Below are 22,779 nucleotides of genomic sequence, written 5' to 3'. Positions count from 1 at the left end.
AGTTCTTTTCGAAAACCTTTTCTCTATCATATCAAGCCCTTTTTCTTTTGGAAACTTTGCAAGAAAAACTCTCATCGGCATTGACAAAATACACAAAAACAGGAGAAACTTTAGGAGAATTATACAAACAAAGGGGGATATTAGATGGGGATAATTGAGCAGTTTGTCACAACGATGAACAATTTTTTGTGGGGGCCTCCCCTGTTGATTTTAATTGTTGGTACTGGAATATACCTCACCTTTCGCGTTCTCTTCATTCAAATTAGATTACTTCCTTATTCTTTAAAGCTCGCTTTTTCAAAACAAGACAAAATATCAGAAGGGGATATTTCCCATTTCCAAGCGTTAATGACGGCTCTTGCTGCAACTGTCGGTACAGGAAATATCGTAGGTGTGGCCTCGGCTGTTATAGCGGGTGGTCCTGGTGCAGTATTCTGGATGTGGTTTGCTGCATTTTTCGGGATGGCCACCAAGTTTGCAGAAGCTGTTCTTGCTGTGAAATACAGGGTCAAAAACGAAAAAGGCGAAATGTCTGGAGGACCTATGTATTATTTAGAGCACGGGTTAAAGCAGAAATGGCTAGGGGTGCTATTTGCTGTTTTCGGTGCCAGTGCTGCCTTTGGGATCGGCAACCTGGTACAGTCTAATTCCATCTCAGGCGTTATGAATTCTACTTTTCAAATTCCAACATGGATAACAGGTATCATCATTACAGCTTTTACGGCACTTGTGATTTTAGGCGGAATTAAAAGCATTGGCCGGGTCACATCTATATTTGTACCGGTCATGGCTTTATTTTACGTCATTTGCGGTCTGATCATTCTTGTTATGAATGCTGATCTTGTTCCAGGCGCAGTCGGTCTTATTTTCTCAGATGCCTTTACCGGTCAAGCCGTGGCAGGTGGTGCAATTGGGACTGTCATTCGCTGGGGTGTGGCACGAGGAGTATTTTCCAATGAAGCAGGTCTTGGGTCAGCACCAATTGCTGCTGCGGCTGCGAAAACGGATATGCCTGCCCGTCAAGCTCTCGTCTCTATGACGCAAGTGTTTATCGATACAATCATTGTTTGTTCTATCACAGGCATTACCATTGTCATGGCAGATATGTATTTAACAGTGAAAAGTGATGCACTCACCTCGTTATCCTTTGCACATTTCCTCGGTCCAGTTGGCTCAACCATTGTGGCAATCGGCCTGCTCTTGTTTGCCTATTCCACCATCATTGGCTGGTCCTATTATGGCGAAAAATGCTTTACATATTTGGCGAAGGATTCTTACGTCATGTATTATCGCATCGTGTTTGTTATTGCTGTCTTTTTCGGTGCCGTGTTTAAAAATGACTTCGTCTGGGGTGTGGCAGATATGCTGAATGGACTGATGGCGATTCCAAACTTAATTGGGCTCATCGGTTTATCAGGGGTTGTCGTATTTGAATCCAAACGAATCATTGATAAGATGAAGCAGGAGAAAAAGGAGAAAAACATCTCCGTATCGTCTTAATAGCTCTTTTATTCTTTTGCTTTTCTGTTAAAATAGACATATTATTCAACACATATGCAGGAAAGGACGTGCCGCCCTTGTCAGAGCAAAAAGCGGCTGAAGTCAATCAGCTGATTGAAGACATTTCGCAAAAGTTAAATATGCTGAATATTGGAGTCATCAAAGCAGAAGACTTCAGTCCAGACAAGTACGAAGATATCGAATTTCTTCACCAAATGGTAATGAAAAAATCTTCATTCAGCCCAAGTGAAATGCAAGCCATCGCAAGCGAGCTAAAAAACTTAAGAAAATAATGGTGCAAAAGGAAACTGTTTTTATGGTCTACACGCAGTTTTCTTACATCATGCACACAAAAAGCCAGCACCCCGCAAGATGCTGGCTTTTTTATATCCTTTTACAACTGCGGTTTATTTCTCAAGCAGTTTTAATGATTCACGGTTAAAGGCTGGAATGTCATCAGGTGTACGGCTTGTCACAAGCTGATCCTGACAAACGACGACTTCTTCGTCTTTAAATTTAGCGCCTGCGTTTTCCATATCGACTTTGATGGATGTATACCCAGTCGCGCCTCTTCCTTCAAGCGCCTTCGCTGTAATGAGCAATTGCGGTCCGTGACAGATCGCAAATACTGGTTTTTTCTCATCCATAAATGCTTTAGTGAATTGGACGTAACGATCATCTGCACGCAGAATATCTGGTGAGAAACCGCCAGGAATGAGAAGTGCATCGAAGTCTTCAGGCTTCACGTTGTCAATAGACGCATCCACTCTCACTTCTGCCTCTCCTTGCTTCCCTTTCACTGTTTTTCCTTTTTCATTTTCAATGACTGTGATCTCATGACCTGCATCTTTAAAGGCTTTTGCAGGCTCGGTGAATTCAACATCCTCAAAGTAATCTGTTAATACAACTGCAATTTTCTTACCCATGTAGAAACCCTCCTGCTTGATTATCGTTTACACTACACACTATACCCGGGCATGTTGAAATCAAACATCCTATCCCTATCAGAAAACCCCTTATGATAAAAATAAGCATTTCGACTCATTCACATTCCCTCAACAAGGTAATTCGTATGATTTATGTTATCTTTACAATAATCTGCAAAAAATAACTACAAAAGTTAACGAAACATTTCTACAATAGGTATTGTGGTCAAAAAAATTAGAAAGGCGGAGATCAGGTGAAGAAGCAAGCACATAGGTCTAAACGAAGGAAAAACCTGTCTATTCTGCTCACTTCCATTATGATGATTAGTCTCATTCTCCCAGCAGTACCTACTCATGCAGAAACAGAAAACGGCAAAGCCGTAAAGGTCAGCATCTTAGCCACAACCGATGTTCATGCGAACATGATGAATTATGATTATTACAGCGACAAAGAAACAAATGAATTTGGTTTGGCAAAAACAGCCGAGCTCATTGACAAGCACCGATCACAAAACCCAAATACACTCCTTGTGGATAACGGAGACTTGATTCAAGGAACCCCTCTTGGAGAATACGTTTACAAACATGAGAAAGACAGCATCATCAATCAAACAAAGGTTCACCCTATTATTCATACACTCAACAAACTAAAATACGATGCAGGAACACTTGGCAATCATGAATTTAACTACGGATTATCCTTCCTTGACGGTACCATTGCGGGCGCCAACTTCCCGATTGTCAATGCGAACGTCAAAAAGCTAAATGGAGAACACCGTTTTACACCTTATGTGATCCAAGATAAAACCTTTAAAGATGCAAACGGAGCCTCACAAACTGTGAAAGTTGGTTACATAGGATTCGTTCCACCACAAATTATGACGTGGGATAAGAAGCATTTAGATGGACAAGTCCAAGTGCAGGACATCGTCGAATCTGCCAATGAAACCATTCCTGAAATGAAAGAGAAAGGCGCAGATGTCATTGTCGCTCTTGCTCATACAGGAATTGAAAAAACCGCTTCACCTAAAGGATCAGAAAATATGATCTTTGACCTTGCCACGAAAACAAAAGGCATCGATGCCATTGTATCAGGCCACCAGCATGGCACATTCCCAAGCGCTGAATATAACGGCGTCGACAAATTCAATGTCTCAAAAGGAACCATCAATGGCATCCCAGTCGTCATGTCAAAAAACTGGGGCAGCTACCTCGGGGTCATTGATTTAACACTAGAGCCTGACGGCAGCAACTGGAAGGTCACAGACGGAACAGGCAAGATCGAATCTGTTGCCGGAGTATCATCTCAAAACAGTACCGTAAAAGACGCCATTCAAACAACGCATCAAAACACACTTGATTACGTGAGAAAGCCTGTTGGCAAAACAGAAGCAGACATTAATAGCTTTTTTGCTCAAGTGATGGATGACCCTTCGATTCAAATTGTGACAGATGCCCAAAAATGGTATGCACAAGAAAAAATGAAGGACACATCGTATAAAAATTTACCGATTTTATCTGCAGGTGCTCCGTTTAAAGCCGGCGGCCGAAACGGTGTAAACTATTATACAAATATCGCAAAAGGAGATTTAGCGATTAAGAATATCGGCGATCTCTACCTTTACGATAACACTGTGCAGATTGTGAAACTGAAAGGCAGTGAAGTGAAAGACTGGTTAGAAATGTCTGCCGGTCAGTTTAATCAGATCAAACCGAACGATGCAAAAGAACAGCCGATTTTAAACGAGGAATACCGCTCGTATAACTTTGATGTAATTGATGGCGTGACATATCAAGTCGATGTGACGCAACCTGCTAAATACAGCACAACAGGCACACTTCTCAACGCCAATGCCAACCGCATCAAAAACCTGTCTTACAACGGGAAACCCGTCTCTGACAATCAAGAATTTTTAGTCGTAACAAATAACTATCGTGCTTCTGGCGGCGGAGGCTTCCCTCACCTGACGCAAGATAAAGTAGTGCTTGCCTCAGCAGATGAGAACCGTCAAGTACTGATGGATTATATTATCGAACAAAAAACGATCAACCCAAGTGCAGATCAAAACTGGTCTATTGCACCGATCAAAGGCGCAACAGTCACTTTTGAATCTTCTCTTTTAGCCAAACCGTTTGCTAAAGAATCAAGCAGCGTAGACTTTATTCGTAACGCAAGTACAGATGGTCTTGGTGTGTACAAGCTAGCCTTTAAAGACGATGGCACAACAGAACCGCCTACATCAGACAACTGGAATTTAACAGTGATGCATACGAACGATACACACGCACACCTTGATGATGCGGCAAGACGCGCAACAAAGATCAAAGAAGTCCGTGCTGAAAACAAGAACAATATTCTATTAGACGCTGGAGATGTCTTCTCTGGTGACCTGTACTTCACAAAGTGGCAAGGGCTTGCCGATCTGAAATTGATGAACTTAATGAAATACGATGCCATGACGTTTGGTAATCATGAATTTGACAAAGGTCCTTCTGTACTCCGTCAATTCCTGACAGGTGATGCATCAGATGTCGATCCGAAAAACCGTCATCAATTTGAAAAGCCTCGATTCCCGATCGTGTCATCAAACGTGGATGTCTCGAAGGAAAAACAATTGAGTGACTTAATGAAAAAACCAGCCTTATTTAAAGCTGGTGAGAAAAAAGAAGCCGGGATTTACCCTTACATCCTGCTCGATGTAAACGGTGAAAAGGTGGCCGTATTCGGTTTAACGACTGAAGACACAGCCATTACATCCAGCAGCGGTCCTAACATTCAATTTAAAGATGCGTACAAGAAAGCAAAAGAAACAGTCAACACCATTCAAACAGAAGAAAAAATCAATAAAATCATAGCGTTAACACACATTGGCTACAACCGTGATCTTGAGCTCGCTCAAAAAGTCGATGGGATTGATTTAATCATTGGCGGTCACACGCACACACTTGTAGAAAAATTAAAGGTCATCAATAAAAAAGAACCTACGATTGTCGCTCAAGTGAAAGATTATGGACAATTTTTAGGAAAAGTAGACGTAGCCTTTGACAAAAAAGGTGTCATCCAGCCAAAAGAATCTTCTTTTGACCTGATTCCGATCGATGACTCTGTCAAAGAAGATGCAGAGGCAAAAGCGATCCTTGATGGATACAAAGCAGATATTCAAGATTTAAAAACAGAAAAAGTCGGCCATACAGATGTTCTTTTAGATGGTCAACGTGAGCATGTCCGTGCGAAAGAAACGAATCTTGGGAACTTTATCGCCGACGGCATGCTGCAGAAAGCGCAAGAATCTGCTGGAGCTGACCTTGCCATCACAAACGGCGGCGGTATTCGTGGAAGCATCGAAAAAGGTGATATCACTTTAGGTGATATTTTAACGGTGATGCCTTTTGGAAATACACTTTATGTCGCAGATTTAAAAGGCAGTCAAATTAAGAAAGCTCTCGAACAAGGGCTGTCAGGCATTGAGGAAGGCGGTGGCGCATTCCCTCATGTAGCCGGCATTGAATATACGTTTACGCTCAGTAAACCAGCTGGCAGCAGACTAATTGATGTGAAACTGAAAGATCAAAAAGGTCAACTGACAGACATTGATGATGAGAAAACATACCGCGTAGCCACAAACGCATTTGTTGGCACAGGTGGCGACGGCTACAGCGTCTTTACAGAAGCCTCTCACGGTGAAGACTTAGGGTATGTCGACTATGAAATTTTCAAAGAGCAAATTGAAAAGGCAGACGGTCAAATTTCGCCTGTTATCGATCACAGGGTGAAAGAAGTATTCCTTCCTCGCGTGAAAGGAAAAGGCGCTTATGACATTCGAGATTACAAGAAATTCCAAACGTATGTACAGCATACAAACAAAGCATTGCTCTATCTAGACAAAGCAAGCAAAGCGAAAAACGTTCAATTGTCTCTATCAAAAGCACAAGTAGCCGAGCTGAAAAAAAGAGAGCAAGATCCAAACGTCACCATCTATCATGACAAAGTGGGGCTAGAATTACCGCTTTCCAATTTGTCAGAGAAAAGTGCAGATATACGGATGGCAAAAACAGATAAGGTGAAGAACGCATTAACCGGCACGTATGATTTCCAAATCAAACAAGATCAGAAAAATGTGTCTACCTTTAAAGATCCCGTCACACTGTTCTTTACATTAGACGCGCCTGAAAAAGCGAAGAAACCAGGTGTCTATTATGTCGATCGTGAGAAAAACCGCTATGCCAAAACAAGTAACGGTTCATTCGAAAACGGGATTGTCTCAGGTAAAACGGAGCACTTTAGTGAATACACCGTACTCAATCAAAGCGAAGCTGCTGGAACAGCTCCAGACCAAACTGGAGGAGACGGTGGAACTTCTGCTCCAGGCGGTTCGGATCCAAATCAGGATGGAAGCGGCTTACCAGGCGGCACACTGCCGAATACGGCAACGATGATGTATACAGCGGTATTGATTGGCTTACTCATGCTCGCCTCAGGCGGTATCCTTTATTACTACCAGCGCAAGCGCACACGAAACAAAGTATCATCTTAATAGAAAAGGACAGAGCCTAGGCTCTGTCCTTTTTTCATGCAATGATTTTGTCTTCCTTTAACTAATTACGACTGAATAGTTTGTTCCATTTGAATAATGATTGGCTCGGAAAATAAAGATACCTTTAGCCCTTTCTCATTTTGTGCAAATGCCTTAACTTTGTATTCCCCATGATTTGTTGTCTTTAAATCATAAAATTTGTCTAGTGAATAGTTTTTTACATCTATCTTTTTATTGTTTTGATAGACATACCAAGCAACTTTATTATCAGTCTCTGTTTTTGCAATAAATTTATAACTACCATCAACACTGTTTCTTTGAATCTCAATATCCAGACTTGGGTATCCTATATATTCCCTTATTTTCCCCTTTAATATTGGTGGAAATGCCTTTGCTACATCACTATGTTTATCATAATCTCCTAGGTCGAGATTATATTGTAATCCAGCATCATCTAGATCTTTCGTTAAAGGCAGTACATGTTTTTGATAATGCATTTCGCCTTTACCTAAATGTATCAAAATATTTGGCTTGTTGTGAGTTTTGATTATCATATTTTTCATTATCGTGTTTAAAAAAATATGATCTCCCTCTAAGTCATTTCCGGCCATAAATTTTACAACTTCGTTCGTTCTCGTTTGTTCTAGTAAATAGTCACCTAGTAAATATTGCGGAGAAGCAGAAATTATATAATCGAATCCGTATTTTATTCCATAATACATTGCAGCGTATCCACCTTTGCTAGATCCAGCAGATATGACTGTCTTTATGTCATTTTCTTCGATGATTTTCTTGATCAATTTTATTACCGAGCGTTCAATCGAAAAGTCCCTATTTTCACACAAATAATAAGAAGCCCTTGCCCCGAAATCATCTAATATGAACAATTTATTGCAATCAAACTCTTCTATCGTTCGAACATAGTTATAGCTAGGTGGTGAACCAATTTTTTGGAATGCAGAAAAGACAATGACAAGCGCATCTGTTTCTTTGAAAGATTTTCTAAATACATACTTTACACTCTTTTCACTATCGAAAGTTTTTTCATCCTTAAACATTCATTCACTCTCCACAAAATTTTTCATTATGTTATTTTCTTTTATATTTAGGAGGGACACTACTTCCTCGTTCTTACTTTCAATTTCTTGATCTTCTTTTAATGCACTTTTTTATAAAATAGAATACACCTATTCGATTTTCAAATTTTTCTTCTATTAGTACATCCTCCCTAAATTCTATATATATATTATCATTTCATTACAAAATAATATACAGAATTCGAGACCCAGCAACCTTTTTTTCTACTAATTTAATAGCAGAAACTCTTTTGCATACTGTCTTCATGTTCTAGAATAATTCATTTTCTGGAATAAGTATCAGACTGTGTAAAATGGTTTCCAAATCGGTGACTTCAGCTGATAACCACATTATCTTTTGATATCATTGGATTTTTACGTATCTTGAATGACTTTCAATACACGAATCAAGATGTCTTCTTAAAAGAAAAGGACAGAGCTTAGGCTCTGTCCACTTTTTCTCTTCTTGCAAAATCGACGAATCTGAAGCGGTCTAATCGGTGACGGCTTTCTGTGTATTGAAATAAACTTGTATCTTCTAAGAACACGTAATTCTTCACAACGACGACATGGTCAAACCCGTTCAAATCAAGATACTTGGCGTCCTCTTCTGTACATGGCTCTATCACAAATTCCTTTTGGGCATAGCTGATTGATACACCGAGCTCTCCTTCAATATACTCGTAGATGGATCCTTCGCATATGTCCTTCGACAAGACCGACACATGCTTTTGCAAAAAGTAATCCTTGTCTAAAATCACTTCTTCTCCGCTAATATTACGAGATCGAATGACTTCCCAGACATCCTCCTGCCCATTAATTTTCAGTTGAGACTGAATATACTGATCCGGTTTGATTAAACCAAATTCGTGAACCGTCGTAACGGTCTTTCGGCCAAGCGTTTGGGAAAGTTCTTTAAAGCTGACAAGACCCGAGACGGGGAATTGCATTTTCTCTCGATTCAGCAAGACAGAGCCTTTGCCGCGGATTTTTTGGATATAGCCATTTTGCACAAGGATATTTAATGCCTTTCTTACCGTCTCACGGGATGTGTCATACATCAAGGACAGCTCATGCTCTGATGGCAGAATGCCTTTATCCTGCCATTCACCTTGTTCAATTCGTTTTGCGAGCTGATCATAAATCACTCGAAACTTATTCTCTTTCATTTTCCCTCCGCCCCATTTTCTAGCGTTTGGTTAAATGATAAACGATTGACTCATATGGACGCAACGTAAATCCCTTCATACTTGCCGGTGCATCCTCATAATTGGATAACAGCACTTGCCCCTCCATCTCTTCTACAGCATGCATAAGCTCATCAGGAAGCGTAAAGTCCGTCTCTCCTGCATAAAAGTGATTGATCACAAGAAGCTTCTCCTCAACGCTTTCTCTCACATAAGCAAAAACCTTCGGGTCATCTGCTAAGAGTAAGGTGAAGCTTCCATATGTGATCACGTCAAATTCTTTACGCAGCCTGCAAAGGGCTTGATAGTGGTAGAAAATAGACGTCTGGTCTTTTAATGAAGTTTCGACCGAAATGTCGTTATTGGCTGGCTCAATCCAAGGTGTCCCTTTTGAAAAACCTGCGTTCTTTTCTGAGGTCCACTGCATCGGTGTTCTCGCATTATCTCTTGACTTGACCTGTAAGATGGCGAGCGCTTCTTCCTTTGATTTCCCTTTTTCAAGCATGGCTTCATACATATTGAGTGATTCGATATCACGGTAAGATGAGATGTCCTCAAACTGAGGATTCTTCATGCCAATCTCTTCACCTTGATAAATATATGGAGTCCCTTGCATGAGATGAATGGTGGTCGCCAGCATCTTCGCTGATTGCTGATGATATGTTTCATCATCACCGTATCTTGAGACGATACGCGGCTGATCATGATTGCACCAGAAAAGAGCATTCCAGCCGTCGCCCTCATGCATTTTCGTCTGCCACTCAGACAGAATCGACTTCAATTCCTGAAAATCAAACGGTGCGAGAGCCCATTTTTCTCCGTTTGGATAATCGACCTTTAAATGATGGAAATTAAACGTCATATCCAGCTCCTGCCGATCCGGTCTTGTATACCGAATGCAGTCTGCAATATTCGTTGAAGACATTTCTCCAACTGTCATGCTGTCATATTTCGAAAAAACCTCTTGGTTCATTTCGTGCAGAAACTCATGAATTCTTGGACCATCCGTATAATACATCCGGCCGTCTCCTTGCACAGACTGCCCGGCGTCATCTAAGAAGCGTTGATCCTTTGAGATGTTGTTGATGACATCCAGCCTGAATCCATCAATTCCTTTTTCAAACCAAAAATGCATGATGTCATATACTTGCCTGCGCACCTCATCCTTTTCCCAATTGAGATCCGCTTGGGTGACATCGTATAAATGAAGAAAATACTCTCCTGTTTCTTCATCTAGCTCCCATGCCGGACCGCCAAATTTTGACTGCCAATCATTCGGCGGTGATCCGTCCGCCTTGGGCTCCTTCCAAATATAATAATCTCGATAAGGATTATTCTTTGACTCGCGTGATGCTTGAAACCACTTATGGAAAATGGATGTATGATTGACGGCTAAATCCATGATGACTCGTATACCTCGATCATGGGCTTCTTTCAGCATGTGTTCAAAATCCGCCATTGTGCCGTACATGTCATGGATTTTTGTATAATCACTAATATCATAGCCGTTGTCATGCTGCGGGGACTCATACATTGGCGTGAGCCAAATACAGTCCGCCCCAAGCTGTTTGATATAATCGAGCTTTTTTGTCACACCATTGATATCGCCTGTACCTGAGCCCGTTGTATCTAAAAAGCTCTTCGGATAAATTTGGTAGACCACCGCTTTTTTCCACCACGGTTCGTTTGTTTGTTGTTTCAATTTCCTTCACCACCACTAGTTAAGTTCTTGTAATACATCTTTCTTCTTTTTCAACTTTGCATACAAAAGGGTTCCGATGAATGGGACGATGAGGACAATGACCATCCCTATCGCAAATGCACCCCAATATTTCGGGATAATAGAGAAGATTCCTGGAATGCCCCCAACACCAACTGAGCTTGCCAGCACCCCTTGAGAGGCGATAAACATACCGGCTAAACCAGAGCTAATGAGTGCGAAAATAAATGGGAATCGGTAGCGCAAGTTGACGCCAAACATTGCTGGCTCTGTAATTCCTAAGTAAGCAGAAATACTTGATGTGAGCGAGAGACCTTTTTGCTTTTCATCTTTCAAAACAAACATCATCGCAAGTGCGGCTGATCCTTGTGCAATATTAGACAGTGCGAGCATTGGCCATAGAAACGTGCCATGCAGTTTTGAATTAATCAATTGAATATCAACAGCAAGGAACGTATGATGCATTCCAGTAATGACTAACGCCGCATACAAACCGCCGTATAATAGACCACCTAGTGCTGCAAACTGCTGGAATACAGCGACAAGTCCAGATGTTAACACGTTGCCGATTGCAAATGTAATAGGTCCAATGACGATAAAGGATAAAAAGCCAATAACTAATAACGTAATCGGAGCAACCACTAATAGCTGAATGCTTTCAGGTGTCCGTTTTGTGATAAACAATTCGAGCTTCGCTAGTAAATACGAGGCGACGAGTATCGGAAGAACCTGTCCTTGATAGCCTACCTTTTGCACTTCAAGTCCAAACAAATTCCAGACAGGAATCTCACCGGACTTTTCAGCCGCTCCATAACCCCACGCATTTAATAAATCTGGGTGTACGAGCATCAGCCCAAGAACCATCCCTAAAAGTGGATTTCCTCCAAACCGCTTCACGGCTGACCAGCCGATTAATGCGGGCAGGAATGTGAAGGCAGTGCCTGCAATCAAGTTGATCATATTCGCTAAATCAGCCCATGCCGGATACACATCTACTATCGATTTTTGATCAAAGAAAATATCAGGAGCTGTTAAAATATTATGAATCCCCAATAATAAGCCGGCGGTGACGATGGCAGGAAGAATCGGAATAAAAATATCCGCAAGCGTTTTCACAGCACGCTGCAATGGATTTAATTTTTGATCAGAGGCACGCTTCACATCCTCTTTTGTGGCTTCCCCAATCCCCGTCTGTTTCACCATTTCGGCATATACCCGATTGACGACCCCTTGGCCGATCACCACTTGGTATTGACCGTTCGCTGAGAAAGATCCCTTCACTTCTTCTATTTGTTCAAGTGCTTTCTCATCAACCTTTCCTTCATCCTTCAGCACAAAGCGCAGCCTTGTCACACAATGTGTCGCTTGATCAATATTTTCTTTGCCGCCGATGGCTTTCACAATCTGATCTGCTGCTGCCTGGTAATCAGCCATGCTATCCCCTCCGAGATCGTTTTTTATAAGAAAAAAGAACCAAAAAACTTGTATATACATGTTTGATTATTATTTTATATTTGTATATACATGTAGTCAATAACAAAATGTAGCGCTTTCATAAAAAAAGCCCCCTCAATGTGCTCAGGAGAGGCAGCGTGTCATCATCTTTTTTTATGCGCCGTTAATTTTTCGTAGACCCTGTTTTTATAAAAGGAGGAGGCTGGACGGGCAAAAGTTTGGCGCTTAGATGTGAGTTCATCCAGTCGTTTTTGTTTTTCTTCACATATGAGAGAAAGCTTTTTTCTTTCCTCTCCGTCTATACTGGAGTGAAGCAGCTCTTTGACGGTCATGAGTTCTTTTTTCAGTGCTGTTTCTTCCCCAGCAAAGCCAGCATTTTTCATCATCCGGTAGCCCATTCTTAATTCTTCAGGTAAGCGCCATCTTTAGGCAGAGGTTTGCCAAAGCCAGATAATCCTTCAAAAGCCCCGTGATCTATCGCTTTTTTGATCCGTTCTTCTGATAATCTCTGCGCAAAATCCATGGCGCTCTCCTTTCGTTTGAAACGATTTGATTAAGCATAGCAAAAAAGCTGACTCTCTCACAAGAGTCAGCTTTCTCGTTATTTATTGTCGATTTTGAAAGTAGAAACCATATGTGCTAAGTCCTCTGACATATCAGAGAGCTGTTCAATCGCACTTGAAATTTGCTGCATGCCAGCACTTTGCTGTTCTGTTGCTGCCGCTACTTCTTGAGAGCTGGCTGCATGTTCTTCTGACACAACAGAAATTTGTTCAATCGATGTAGAAATCGTTTGATATGCTCGTTCTACCTGCTTAATGGATTGAAGCAAATTGTTCGTTCTGCTTGCAAATTGAGACACTCCGTCGTAAATACCAGTAAAGTTCTGTGACGTGCCTTTCATTTGCTCACGTCCTTCTTCCACTGCTTTACTGCTTTCCTCTACGCTTTCAAGAACGCGCTGACTGTTTTCCTGTGTGCCGATGACAAGGTCTGAAACGGTTTTAGCCGCATCCGCTGATTGCTCAGCTAACTTGCGCACCTCATCTGCCACAACAGCAAACCCTTTTCCTTCTTCTCCAACACGTGCCGCTTCAATTGAAGCATTCAGTGCAAGCAGATTCGTTTGGGCTGAAATGTCCGTAATGATCGAGATGACACTTTCAATCTCCGTTGAATGAGATTGTAATTCTTCTGCTGCCTGCTTTGAGTTGGTCATCTTATCATGTAGCATATTCAGATGATCAAGCACATGGTTCACTAATTTTTGACCAGATTCTGACTGCTCTTGTACGTCAGATGAAACAGATTTCATTTCATCGACTTCTTTTGTGACGCCTTCGATTTGAGTATCGATCTCAGCAACGGATGTCGTACAATCCGTAATATTTGCGACAGAATCATTGATTCCTTCACTCATATTCGTCATAGCTTCTGATACTTGCTGCGCACTTTGACTCGATTCGGTCGTCACCGTACGAAGCTGTGATGACATTTTAGACACTTCACTAGATGAGTGAGAGATTTTCGAAATAAGCTCTTTGATCCGCCCCTGCATCTTTTGGAAGGATGCGGCAAGCTGGCCGATCTCATCTTTACTTTCAACCTCTACCATACCAGTTAAATCACCGTCAGCAATTCGGTTCGCTGATTCCATCAAGGAACGTGCTGGTTTCGCAATTCTTCTTCCCATAAAGAATGAGAAGAGTAATCCACCGATGAGCACAATGGCAGAGGCCACTGTGATATAGATCGTCAGCTTCTTCGTTGTTTCTGGCACAACTGACGCATCTAAATCAATTCCTAAAATACCCGTCAGCTCACCGCCTGAATCTTTAATTGGTAAAAAGACTGATTTATGTGTTCCAAATGAATCTTTGTAAATATCACTTTTGACTATTTTATCTTCAGAAAGAGCTTGTTTCATCTCATCTGAAAATACATAATCTTGATCAAAATCATTTTCTTCCCCGGTTAATATAATAATTCTTTCTTTGCCGCCTTTATTAGATAGCACGTATAAGTTCTCAAGCGTATGATCTTCTTGAAGCTCTGTGAATTTCTTTTTGACCTCCACATAAAGGGGATCATCTTTCCCACTAATACCAAGGACGTTCCCATCCAGATTATCGATCTCTTTCTTCGCTGTATCAACATCTGTTGTTAATCGATAATCAAATTGCTTTAATAACTGGGATGATAAATCCTGGCTGACTAGATAAAATGTTAGAACGAATAGTGCAACGGTTGCGAGTAATGTTACGACAACGACTGACATGATTTTAGAGGATATCGTGAGTCCTCCAAATTTCCTTTGTTTCGCCATTTTTTCCTACATCTCCACTCTCAGATTTGATTTAAGCATGTACATGTTCAAATTGTCCACAAACAGATGCGATCACATCTTTTAAATAAGATACGATATGTGGGATATGCTCTGGTAACGTATAAGGTGAGATGACAAAAAACTTACTAACACTTAGATAGAATTCTTGTCCTTCTTTTGCATTTACAAGTAAGAACTTCGTTGTATCACCAAAGAACATTTCGTCTCGTTTCTCTCCAAGCTTTTCAAACAGCATTTTGTTCAATTCATTGTTCCGCTCAATTTCCATTGCCGTCGCTTCGCCTGAAATTTCTTCTTGAAAGCGTGGTGAGCCGTCTAGGTAAATTCTAAATAATGTAGCCATTCCGACGTTGTCATCATTTACGACTTCTGCTTGCGGAATTTCTTGACTGAGTGCTTCTCTGAAGGCAAGGTTCACTTCTAAGAATTGACCGAGCAAGCGCTGGTAGCCTTCAACTCCAAACGTTAACAGCACACTCAGCATACTGATCGAGCTTCCCATTCTTGAGCATTCCAGCGTATAACCTGTATGGTATTCGCCGTAGCCTCTATGACCAACGTATGGTGTCTCTTGTTCTTCCAGATCTAAACGCTTTAGGTCTGCCGCGTTTTTCACTAAGAATAAACTAGATGTGTAAGGTGTTTGGCCGAGCTTTTGAAAGTCAAAGCACATCGTGTCAGCAAGAGAAAGATGCTGGAATTTCGCTTTGATTTCTTTTAGCATACGAAGAACACCGTCTGAGAATTGCAGCGGGTTTTCAGCTAGATCATACTCATTAAAGAAAGCAAAGAATCCGCCGAGCGCTGAATCCGCATGAATATGCGGCACCTTTAGACCATACTCCTCAGCAATGGCTTCTGCTGTTTCACGTACCCCTTTTACATCATCAATTGCAATGGCATCTGTTGTTCCGGTTGTTGCGACAATATAAACGGGAATTCCGCCATTTTGTGCAACACGTTCCATTTGACAACGCAAATCTTCCATATCCATCGAATGATCTTTATTCGTTTTAATTCTGATCAAGTTGTCTGTGCCAAGTCCTGTTGCTTCCATTGACTTAAATAAGCTGTAATGTGCCGCATCAGAACAAAACGCATAAAGGTTTTGTGGAACACCTTTTCGCAGTGACTCCGGCGCAACTTTTGCAATCGCTAAACGCAGTCCTGAGAAAATGGCTCCTTGACCTCCCCATGTTGTATATCCCCCGCTCACACTTGGATCATATCCGATGAGCTTAGACATCATTGAGACCACTCTGACCTCAGCCTCCGCTCCTGCTGGTCCATACACATCCCATAGGTTGTTTCCATTTACCAGCATCGCCGTCAGCATGCCTAGAATTCCTGGTGTACTTGCCATCGGCAAAATGTTCGTGAAGAAATACTTTGTGTGGTAAGGATGGTTATGTAAAAGCTTCAGTAATTCTTCATTCACAAGTTCCGCTTGTTGGCCGTTCAACGGAATTTGACTTGTTTCAGTGAGCTTTTGGTAAAAATCCTCCTCGCGATTCTTTTCACCCTTTAGGTGTGCACGGTTCGGATCTTTCAGGTGATCGACCCCTGAAACAATCTGCTCCATCAATTTGATGAGTTCTTTACGCTCTGCTGCATTTCCGTCCTCACTCGGAAACCAGTTCTGAACGAGGTTGTTTGCTCGTACAGTCATATACTATCAATCCTTTCAATGGAAGATTTCCTGTCAAAGTCTATATCGACCCCAATTCAAAAGTTTATAGTCTCGAAATGTCCACTTAAGTATATTTAGATAATTTGTTCATTCATCAAAACAAATAAAACCCTTACAAAACACATCGAAACCATTTTGTTGATGAAACAAAAAATATATCAATATAACTTATATCAGGAAATTTCATCCATGTCCTTTCCCCATTCTTCTTCTCATTTTTTTTACTTAACCTGCATAAACATTAAGAAACACTGGAAATACTCTCTAAATCATCATTGTAGAAACCAAATTAATTCTTTAGACTCGTGCCTTTTTACCTGTTTTATTGATATAGCAACTGGAAAATACCTGAATTTTCTGTCAATAATAGGGTGAATTTCACAAAAAGTTTTTCGAAGAGTGAATATTTTCGTTTTCTTCCCTTTTATTGCTCGGACAGGCTGCTAGACACTCTTCGCCGGTTATCACTTTTCTATTTGATCATTTCATGGTATATTCTAATGGTTCGTTTTCTTTCGTTCCGCCTCTTCCGTGTATCGGAGAAAAGGAGTGTTTTTATGAAAACATTTATTCAAAAACGAGGCCTCGGCTTCTTTGTTATTGCAGTCATCTTACTGTGGCTCAAAACGTATTCAGCGTATTTAATTGAATTTAAACTTGGTATATCAAATGTGCTTCAGCATATTTTGCTTTTCGTGAATCCTATTAGCTCCAGCTTGTTCTTTCTTGGCTTTGCTTTATTGTTCAAGAAAAAATGGCAGCCTGCCGCTATCATTGTGATTCATTTTTTCATGTCTTTTTTACTATACGCAAACATCGTGTACTATCGATTCTTCAATGACTTTATCACGCTGCCTACCGTGATGCAGGCAGGAACGAATGGCGGACAATTAGGTGATAGTGCATTTTCACTCATGCGTTGGACTGATATGTTTTACTTTATGGATACCATCATTTTGATCGTACTCGCAGTCCGCATGAAAAAGAAGCAGCAAGCAAGTACAGCTACTGTACCTGTTCAAAAGTCAAAATCGTTTAGACTCGTCCTTGTGTCCTCTGTTGTCATCTTTGTGATGAATTTAGTCGCTGCAGAGATTGATCGTCCAGAGCTTTTATCAAGAGCATTTGACCGCAATTATTTAGTGAAATATTTAGGTGCTTATAACTTTACTGTGTTTGATGCCATTCAAAATGTGAAGTCAAACAGCCAGCGTGCACTGGCAAATTCAAATGACGTCACAGATGTAGAGAACTATTTAAAAGCGAACAGCGCTGATCCTAACCCGGCTTATTACGGGAAAGCAAAAGGCATGAACGTGATTACGATTTCTCTTGAATCTCTGCAAAACTTTGTCATTGATTACAAAGTGAACGGAAAAGAAGTAACGCCATTCCTTAATTCATTGGCACACGACAACAAAACGTTTTACTTTGATAACTTCTTCCATCAAACAGGACAAGGAAAGACGTCTGATGCTGAATTTATGATGGATACTGGGCTATTCCCATTATCACAAGGCTCTGTTTTTATTAACAAAGCGCAAAACACGTATCAAGCACTTCCTGGCATTCTGAAGAAGGATCAATACACGTCAGCAGAATTCCACGGCAATACGAAAACCTTCTGGAACCGTAATGAAATGTTTAAGTCATTTGGATATGACAGGTTTTACGATTCTGAGTATTACGATATGAACGAGCAAGATACGAAGAACTATGGGCTGAAAGACAAACCATTCTTCAAAGAATCTATGCCAATGCTTGAAAACTTGAAGCAGCCGTTTTATTCGAAATTCATTACGTTATCGAACCATTTCCCATTTGGAATGGATGAAGGGGATACCGATTTCGAACCTGGTGACTTCGGAGACTCTGTCGTCAATAACTATTTCCAATCGGCTCATTATTTAGATGAAGCGATTGAACAGTTCTTCAACGACCTGAAGAAGTCTGGACTCTATGATAATACAGTCGTCATTATGTACGGAGACCATTACGGCATTTCTGAAAACCACAATGAAGCGATGGAAAAAGTGACAGGACAAAAAATCGGAGATTATGAAAATGCGCAACTCATGCGCGTACCGCTCTTTATTCATGTACCAGGCGTCAAAGGCGGACAGATTCATAAATACTCTGGTGAAGTCGATGTCGCACCAACCCTTCTGCACCTGCTTGGTGATGATACGAAGAACTATTTAATGTCTGGTTCTGATATCTTATCGAAGAACTTCAAAGAGCTTGTGCCATTTAGAAATGGTGACTTCGTCTCTAAGGATTACACAAAAGTAGGCAATAACTATTACAGCAACAAAACAGGCGAGAAAATCGAGTCGACTGATAAGGCATCACAAGAAAATGAAACGGTGAAAAAGATGCTTGAGACATCTGATAAGATCGTCACCGAAGATTTACTCCGTTTCTACAAGCCTAAAGGCTTTACACCGATTGACCGCAATCAATATGACTATACAAAGAAAGTACAGGATGAAGAAGATTCCTCTTCCGCCAAAGATAAATCCGGCACTTCATCAAAATAACTTTCTCATTTTAAGAACCAGCCGATCCATGATCGACTGGTTCTCAGATTGTTGACAAAGGGCTAAAATGATCTTGATTTTAGCCCTTTGTCTTCTTTTCAGCTTGATAGAAAACCTTTGAAGTCTAGGAAGGACGAGTACTGGCGCGGAGCGAATTTGACATTCGTGAGCACCAGCACGCAGGACTGACAACGAATGCGAGGGTTTGTCTACATGCTGAAGAACCAGCCGATCCATGATCGGCTGGTTCTTTTTACGTTTGACCCCTATTGCACCGGGTATAGAAAGAAGAAGGAGGGATTTTAATATGAAGAAAACAACCGCTTTTGTCATGACTGCTTCACTCGCTACGTCCGCCCTCATTGGATTCAGTCCTGCAGTCTCAGCACACGCCATGACCAAAACAGCAGTCGAACAATCCGTTCCTCAAGATCCGAAAACCGCACTAAACAACATTTATGAGCTGGCACATAATGGACAAATGCCGTATTATGCAAAAGGTCTTAAAATTGGAGTTCAAACAAAGATGGATGTCCATCATAAACTAGGAAATCCATATCCAGAAACAGGTCAAAGCAGCTTTGATTTGTATCATGCTGAAATGGGGAATCCGGGATTTGCTTTTCATTATGATGCAAAAGGCAAAATTGACGAAATCCGTTATTTCGGTACAAATGTAGAAAAAGAAACGAATATCGGCGGAATGACCCCTTCCCTATTAAAGAAACAACTTGGACAAGCAGATTCGGTCAGCACCATTCCACAGACAAAAGAGAAAAAATACGTGTATCGTACTGGAGATTATGAGCTGGAATTTATCGCCGGAAATGACCCAGATATAAATCAGCAGAAGCTCACCGTCCTGCATATTAATCTGGTGAAAGCTGATTCCTAAATAAAAAAAGCATCCTTGAGCAGAAGCTAAGGATGCTTTTTCTTTATTATGAAGCCACTTCTAAATGCGGCTTTCTTTTCATTGTTCGTTTCAAGACTGGACCTGCGACATAATCAAGTCCAAATTTGCCTGCATTTCCTTTCGCAGCCATGATGACGATGGCAATGAGCAGAAGAAGCGGGTTGACAGAGACGGTACCAGCTAGTAAGAAAGAGACATTCATCATGCTTCCGAAAAAGGCTGCAGTTGTTGTGAATAATCCAACAATTAATCCTAGACCTACTAAAATTTCGCCCCACATGACCATGGCACTAAATAGTCCAGCATTCGGCAAAGCGACATTTTCTAAAAACCATACATAGAACGGATACACGAGGTTTCCATCTTTGACAACAGGTTCAGCTATTGCAAATTGTAAATATCCTGATGCATCGAATCCGCCTGTTAGTTTTCCTATACCAGATGTGAGCCAAGTCCAACCGATATAAAGTCTTGCTGCCAAAAGGATAACCGCTGCCCATACATTCGTTTGTAAGAATTTTGTAAACATGATGATGCCTCCCTTTAATTTATGTGAATTTCTTCACATTTTCTTTATGATCTTATTATACTACGTTAAAACTAGTTTGTGATCTTTTTCACATACGTATTCACAAATTGTTCATGAATATATAGTTCAGGTAACTTTTCCCTTGCTAAATCCGTCTTAGTCATTTCAGACAATGAAAAGAGGTTTCATTTTGTATGAAAACATTATTCCAGTTTGCTTACTTACAGGCGATGTCGTGTCTATTCCCCGTCATGATCTTTGCGGCGCTTGCCCTATCAAAGATAGTGACGATTCCTTTTCTACACCGGTATGATTTCATTCTACTACTTTGCCTTCTTGCCCAGATGCTCATGCTGACGCTTCGGCTGGAGACATTGAATGAATTGAAGGTGATCTGTCTATTTCACATAATAGGTATTGGCTTAGAAATGTATAAAGTTCATATGGGTTCTTGGTCCTATCCTGAAGAGGCTTATACGAAGGTCTTTGGGGTTCCGCTCTATAGCGGATTTATGTATGCGAGTGTAGCAAGCTATATTTATCAGGCACTGTCCCGGCTTCACGTGCAGGTCAGTTCATGGCCCCATCCGTTTCTTTCAATTGGGATTAGCTTGTGTATTTATCTCAATTTTTTTACGCATCACTGGCTCTATGATCTGAGATGGTGGCTGACATTACTGCTTGTTGTCATATTTCGAAAAACGTCCGTCTCGTTTCAGGTTGGCTCTTCTACCTTTCGAATGCCGCTTGTCATCTCTTTCTTGCTGATTGGTTTCTTCATTTGGATTGCCGAAAATGTCACCACCTTTTTAGGGGCATGGCAATATCCAAATCAACAGCACGCTTGGTCTCTCGTACATCTTGGGAAAATCAGTTCTTGGTTTTTACTTGTTGTGATCAGTATTGTGCTCGTCATCGAACAGCGCAAACAAAAAAACGTTCAGCCCATTTGACCTGGCTGAACGCTTTTTTTAATCTCGATCGACTTCCTTGCGGAGATCATCTGCGACAAATTCTACATTCGTTCCAATGATGATTTGTACGGAGGTTTTCCCTGAAGTCAGTACCCCTTTGGCACCTGCTTTTTTCAATGTGCCTTCATTTAATAAATGTGTATCTTCTACTGTTAAACGCAGGCGGGTGGCACAATGATCAATGGCGGTGATATTGTCTTTGCCGCCAAGTCCCTCTAAAAGTATACTCGCACCTGACGTCTGCGTATCATCGGCTGCAATATCTTCAATGTCTTCATCTTCTCTGCCCGGTGTTTTGAGCTTTAACAGTTTAATGAGGAAATAGAAAACGAAAAAGTACACAATGCCATAAAGCACACCAACCCCAAGCAGCATGAGTGGTTTTTGTGCAATGCCAAAGCTTAAAACGTAATCAATCGCTCCTGCTGAAAAAGCGAAGCCGCTATGAATCCCGAGAATGTTCACAATAAAGAGTGAAAGACCCGTTAGTACAGCATGGACACCATATAAGAGTGGAGATAAAAACATAAATGAAAATTCAATTGGTTCAGTGATCCCTGTAATAAATGACGTAAGCGCCATCCCAATCATCAGGCCAGCCGTTGCTTTTCGCTTTTCAGGCTTTGCGGTCACAATCATGGCTAGACATGCCGCTGGCAGACCGAACATCATCACTGGGAAGAAACCAGTCATAAAGACACCCGCGCTTGGATCTCCTTTAAAGAATCGCGCTAGATCTCCTGTTGCCCCGCTGAATTCCCCGAATTGAAACCAAAATAAGTTATTCAGCACATGATGAAGCCCTAATGGAATGAGCAAGCGGTTAAAGAAACCAAACAGCCCTGCACCCGTTGCACCAAGACTTAAAATCCATTCCCCTAATCCATTGATCCCGCTTTGAATCGGAGGCCATACAAATCCGAAAACGGCTGCTAATAAAATGGTGAAAAGTGCGGTCATAATTGGCACAAGCTGTCTTCCGCTAAAGAAACCTAAATATTCTGGTAGCTTCGTATCCTTGAAGCGATTGTACACATAACCTGCCAATAGCCCGCATAAAATACCGCCCAATACCCCCATATTGTTCGTTGAATTAATCGACGTTGTACCAGCTGATAAAATAAAATAAGAGATCGCTCCTGATAATGCCGCTGCCCCGTTACCATCCTTTGCAATGCCGATCGCTATCCCCATTGCAAAAATTAAAGCCAAGTTTGCAAAAATGGCATTTCCAGCCGCATGAATAAACGGGATATCGAATACATCCTCCCGCCCAATAGCCAAAATAATCCCTGCTGCTGGAAGTACAGCGATTGGAAGCATAAAAGATTTGCCTAGCTTTTGAAAAAACTGAAACACCATTTGTCTTCTCCCCCTTTGTCAT

At 41.2% G+C, this 22,779-nt stretch carries 15 protein-coding genes and 1 pseudogene; 6 read left to right on the top strand and 10 right to left on the bottom strand.

Going from position 1 to position 22,779, the window contains the following annotated elements:
• Positions 1-144 precede the first annotated feature (144 nt).
• A complete protein-coding gene (locus NST39_RS04380; protein ID WP_065097474.1) occupies positions 145-1,500 on the top strand; it encodes an alanine/glycine:cation symporter family protein in 1,356 nt (451 codons plus the stop codon).
• Positions 1,501-1,577: 77 nt separating this feature from the next.
• Entirely contained in the window at positions 1,578-1,793 is a 216-nt protein-coding gene (locus NST39_RS04375; RefSeq protein WP_003214000.1) for a DUF1128 domain-containing protein, read from the top strand.
• 114 nt (positions 1,794-1,907) lie between these two features.
• Here NST39_RS04375 and NST39_RS04370 read toward each other — a convergent pair whose 3' ends face one another.
• Positions 1,908-2,426: a type 1 glutamine amidotransferase domain-containing protein gene (locus tag NST39_RS04370; RefSeq protein WP_003214211.1), complete on the bottom strand. Its 519-nt coding sequence runs from the start codon at positions 2,424-2,426 to the stop codon at positions 1,908-1,910.
• A 254-nt stretch (positions 2,427-2,680) separates the two neighbouring features.
• On the opposite strand from NST39_RS04370, the gene NST39_RS04365 reads away from it, so the two are divergent.
• The gene (locus NST39_RS04365) at positions 2,681-6,961 is read left to right on the top strand and encodes a multifunctional 2',3'-cyclic-nucleotide 2'-phosphodiesterase/3'-nucleotidase/5'-nucleotidase (RefSeq protein ID WP_341027273.1); all 4,281 of its coding nucleotides are present in this window, start codon (positions 2,681-2,683) and stop codon (positions 6,959-6,961) included.
• A gap of 65 nt (positions 6,962-7,026) precedes the next feature.
• Here the strand turns inward: NST39_RS04365 and NST39_RS04360 are convergent, their stop codons facing one another.
• The 7 genes and pseudogenes from NST39_RS04360 to NST39_RS04330 all read right to left on the bottom strand — a co-directional run bounded on the left by NST39_RS04360 (position 7,027) and on the right by NST39_RS04330 (position 16,415).
• Positions 7,027-8,019: a Two component regulator three Y domain-containing protein gene (locus tag NST39_RS04360; RefSeq protein ID WP_341027270.1), complete on the bottom strand. Its 993-nt coding sequence runs from the start codon at positions 8,017-8,019 to the stop codon at positions 7,027-7,029.
• A gap of 458 nt (positions 8,020-8,477) precedes the next feature.
• Positions 8,478-9,206, bottom strand: a complete 729-nt coding sequence (gene treR / locus NST39_RS04355) for a trehalose operon repressor (RefSeq protein WP_341027269.1) — start codon at positions 9,204-9,206, stop codon at positions 8,478-8,480.
• Between the two features lie 19 nt (positions 9,207-9,225).
• Positions 9,226-10,926: an alpha,alpha-phosphotrehalase gene (gene treC, locus NST39_RS04350; protein WP_341027267.1), complete on the bottom strand. Its 1,701-nt coding sequence runs from the start codon at positions 10,924-10,926 to the stop codon at positions 9,226-9,228.
• Between the two features lie 15 nt (positions 10,927-10,941).
• A complete protein-coding gene (gene treP, locus NST39_RS04345) occupies positions 10,942-12,378 on the bottom strand; it encodes a PTS system trehalose-specific EIIBC component (RefSeq protein ID WP_341027265.1) in 1,437 nt (478 codons plus the stop codon).
• 164 nt (positions 12,379-12,542) lie between these two features.
• Positions 12,543-12,922: pseudogene (locus NST39_RS04340) on the bottom strand (DnaJ family domain-containing protein).
• A gap of 78 nt (positions 12,923-13,000) precedes the next feature.
• Complete coding sequence (locus tag NST39_RS04335; protein WP_003214104.1) at positions 13,001-14,725, bottom strand: methyl-accepting chemotaxis protein; 1,725 nt, start codon at positions 14,723-14,725, stop codon at positions 13,001-13,003.
• Positions 14,726-14,756: 31 nt separating this feature from the next.
• On the bottom strand, positions 14,757-16,415 hold the full coding sequence (locus NST39_RS04330) for a pyridoxal phosphate-dependent decarboxylase family protein (RefSeq protein WP_003213862.1): 1,659 nt from the start codon (positions 16,413-16,415) through the stop codon (positions 14,757-14,759).
• A 578-nt stretch (positions 16,416-16,993) separates the two neighbouring features.
• Between NST39_RS04330 and NST39_RS04325 the strand changes: the two genes are divergently transcribed.
• Together NST39_RS04325 and NST39_RS04320 are read left to right on the top strand one after the other, a co-directional pair.
• On the top strand, positions 16,994-18,976 hold the full coding sequence (locus NST39_RS04325; RefSeq protein WP_341027260.1) for an LTA synthase family protein: 1,983 nt from the start codon (positions 16,994-16,996) through the stop codon (positions 18,974-18,976).
• A 307-nt stretch (positions 18,977-19,283) separates the two neighbouring features.
• Complete coding sequence (locus tag NST39_RS04320) at positions 19,284-19,871, top strand: YjgB family protein (protein WP_341027258.1); 588 nt, start codon at positions 19,284-19,286, stop codon at positions 19,869-19,871.
• 46 nt (positions 19,872-19,917) lie between these two features.
• Here the strand turns inward: NST39_RS04320 and NST39_RS04315 are convergent, their stop codons facing one another.
• Positions 19,918-20,421 carry a DoxX family protein gene (locus NST39_RS04315; protein WP_003214123.1) on the bottom strand — a complete coding sequence of 168 codons (504 nt, stop codon included), beginning with the start codon at positions 20,419-20,421 and terminating at the stop codon, positions 19,918-19,920.
• Between the two features lie 194 nt (positions 20,422-20,615).
• Here NST39_RS04315 and NST39_RS04310 point away from each other — a divergent pair, with 194 nt between their 5' ends.
• On the top strand, positions 20,616-21,374 hold the full coding sequence (locus NST39_RS04310) for a DUF817 domain-containing protein (RefSeq protein WP_003214429.1): 759 nt from the start codon (positions 20,616-20,618) through the stop codon (positions 21,372-21,374).
• A gap of 18 nt (positions 21,375-21,392) precedes the next feature.
• Here the strand turns inward: NST39_RS04310 and nagE are convergent, their stop codons facing one another.
• Positions 21,393-22,757: an N-acetylglucosamine-specific PTS transporter subunit IIBC gene (gene nagE, locus NST39_RS04305; protein ID WP_341027255.1), complete on the bottom strand. Its 1,365-nt coding sequence runs from the start codon at positions 22,755-22,757 to the stop codon at positions 21,393-21,395.
• Between the last annotated feature and the right edge of the window lie 22 nt (positions 22,758-22,779).

This window comes from Bacillus sp. FSL W8-0645 (assembly GCF_038007905.1).
Classification (GTDB): domain Bacteria; phylum Bacillota; class Bacilli; order Bacillales; family Bacillaceae; genus Bacillus; species Bacillus pumilus.
Note: the sequence above shows the minus strand (reverse complement) of the source record. Positions and strands in the feature narration are given on the sequence as shown.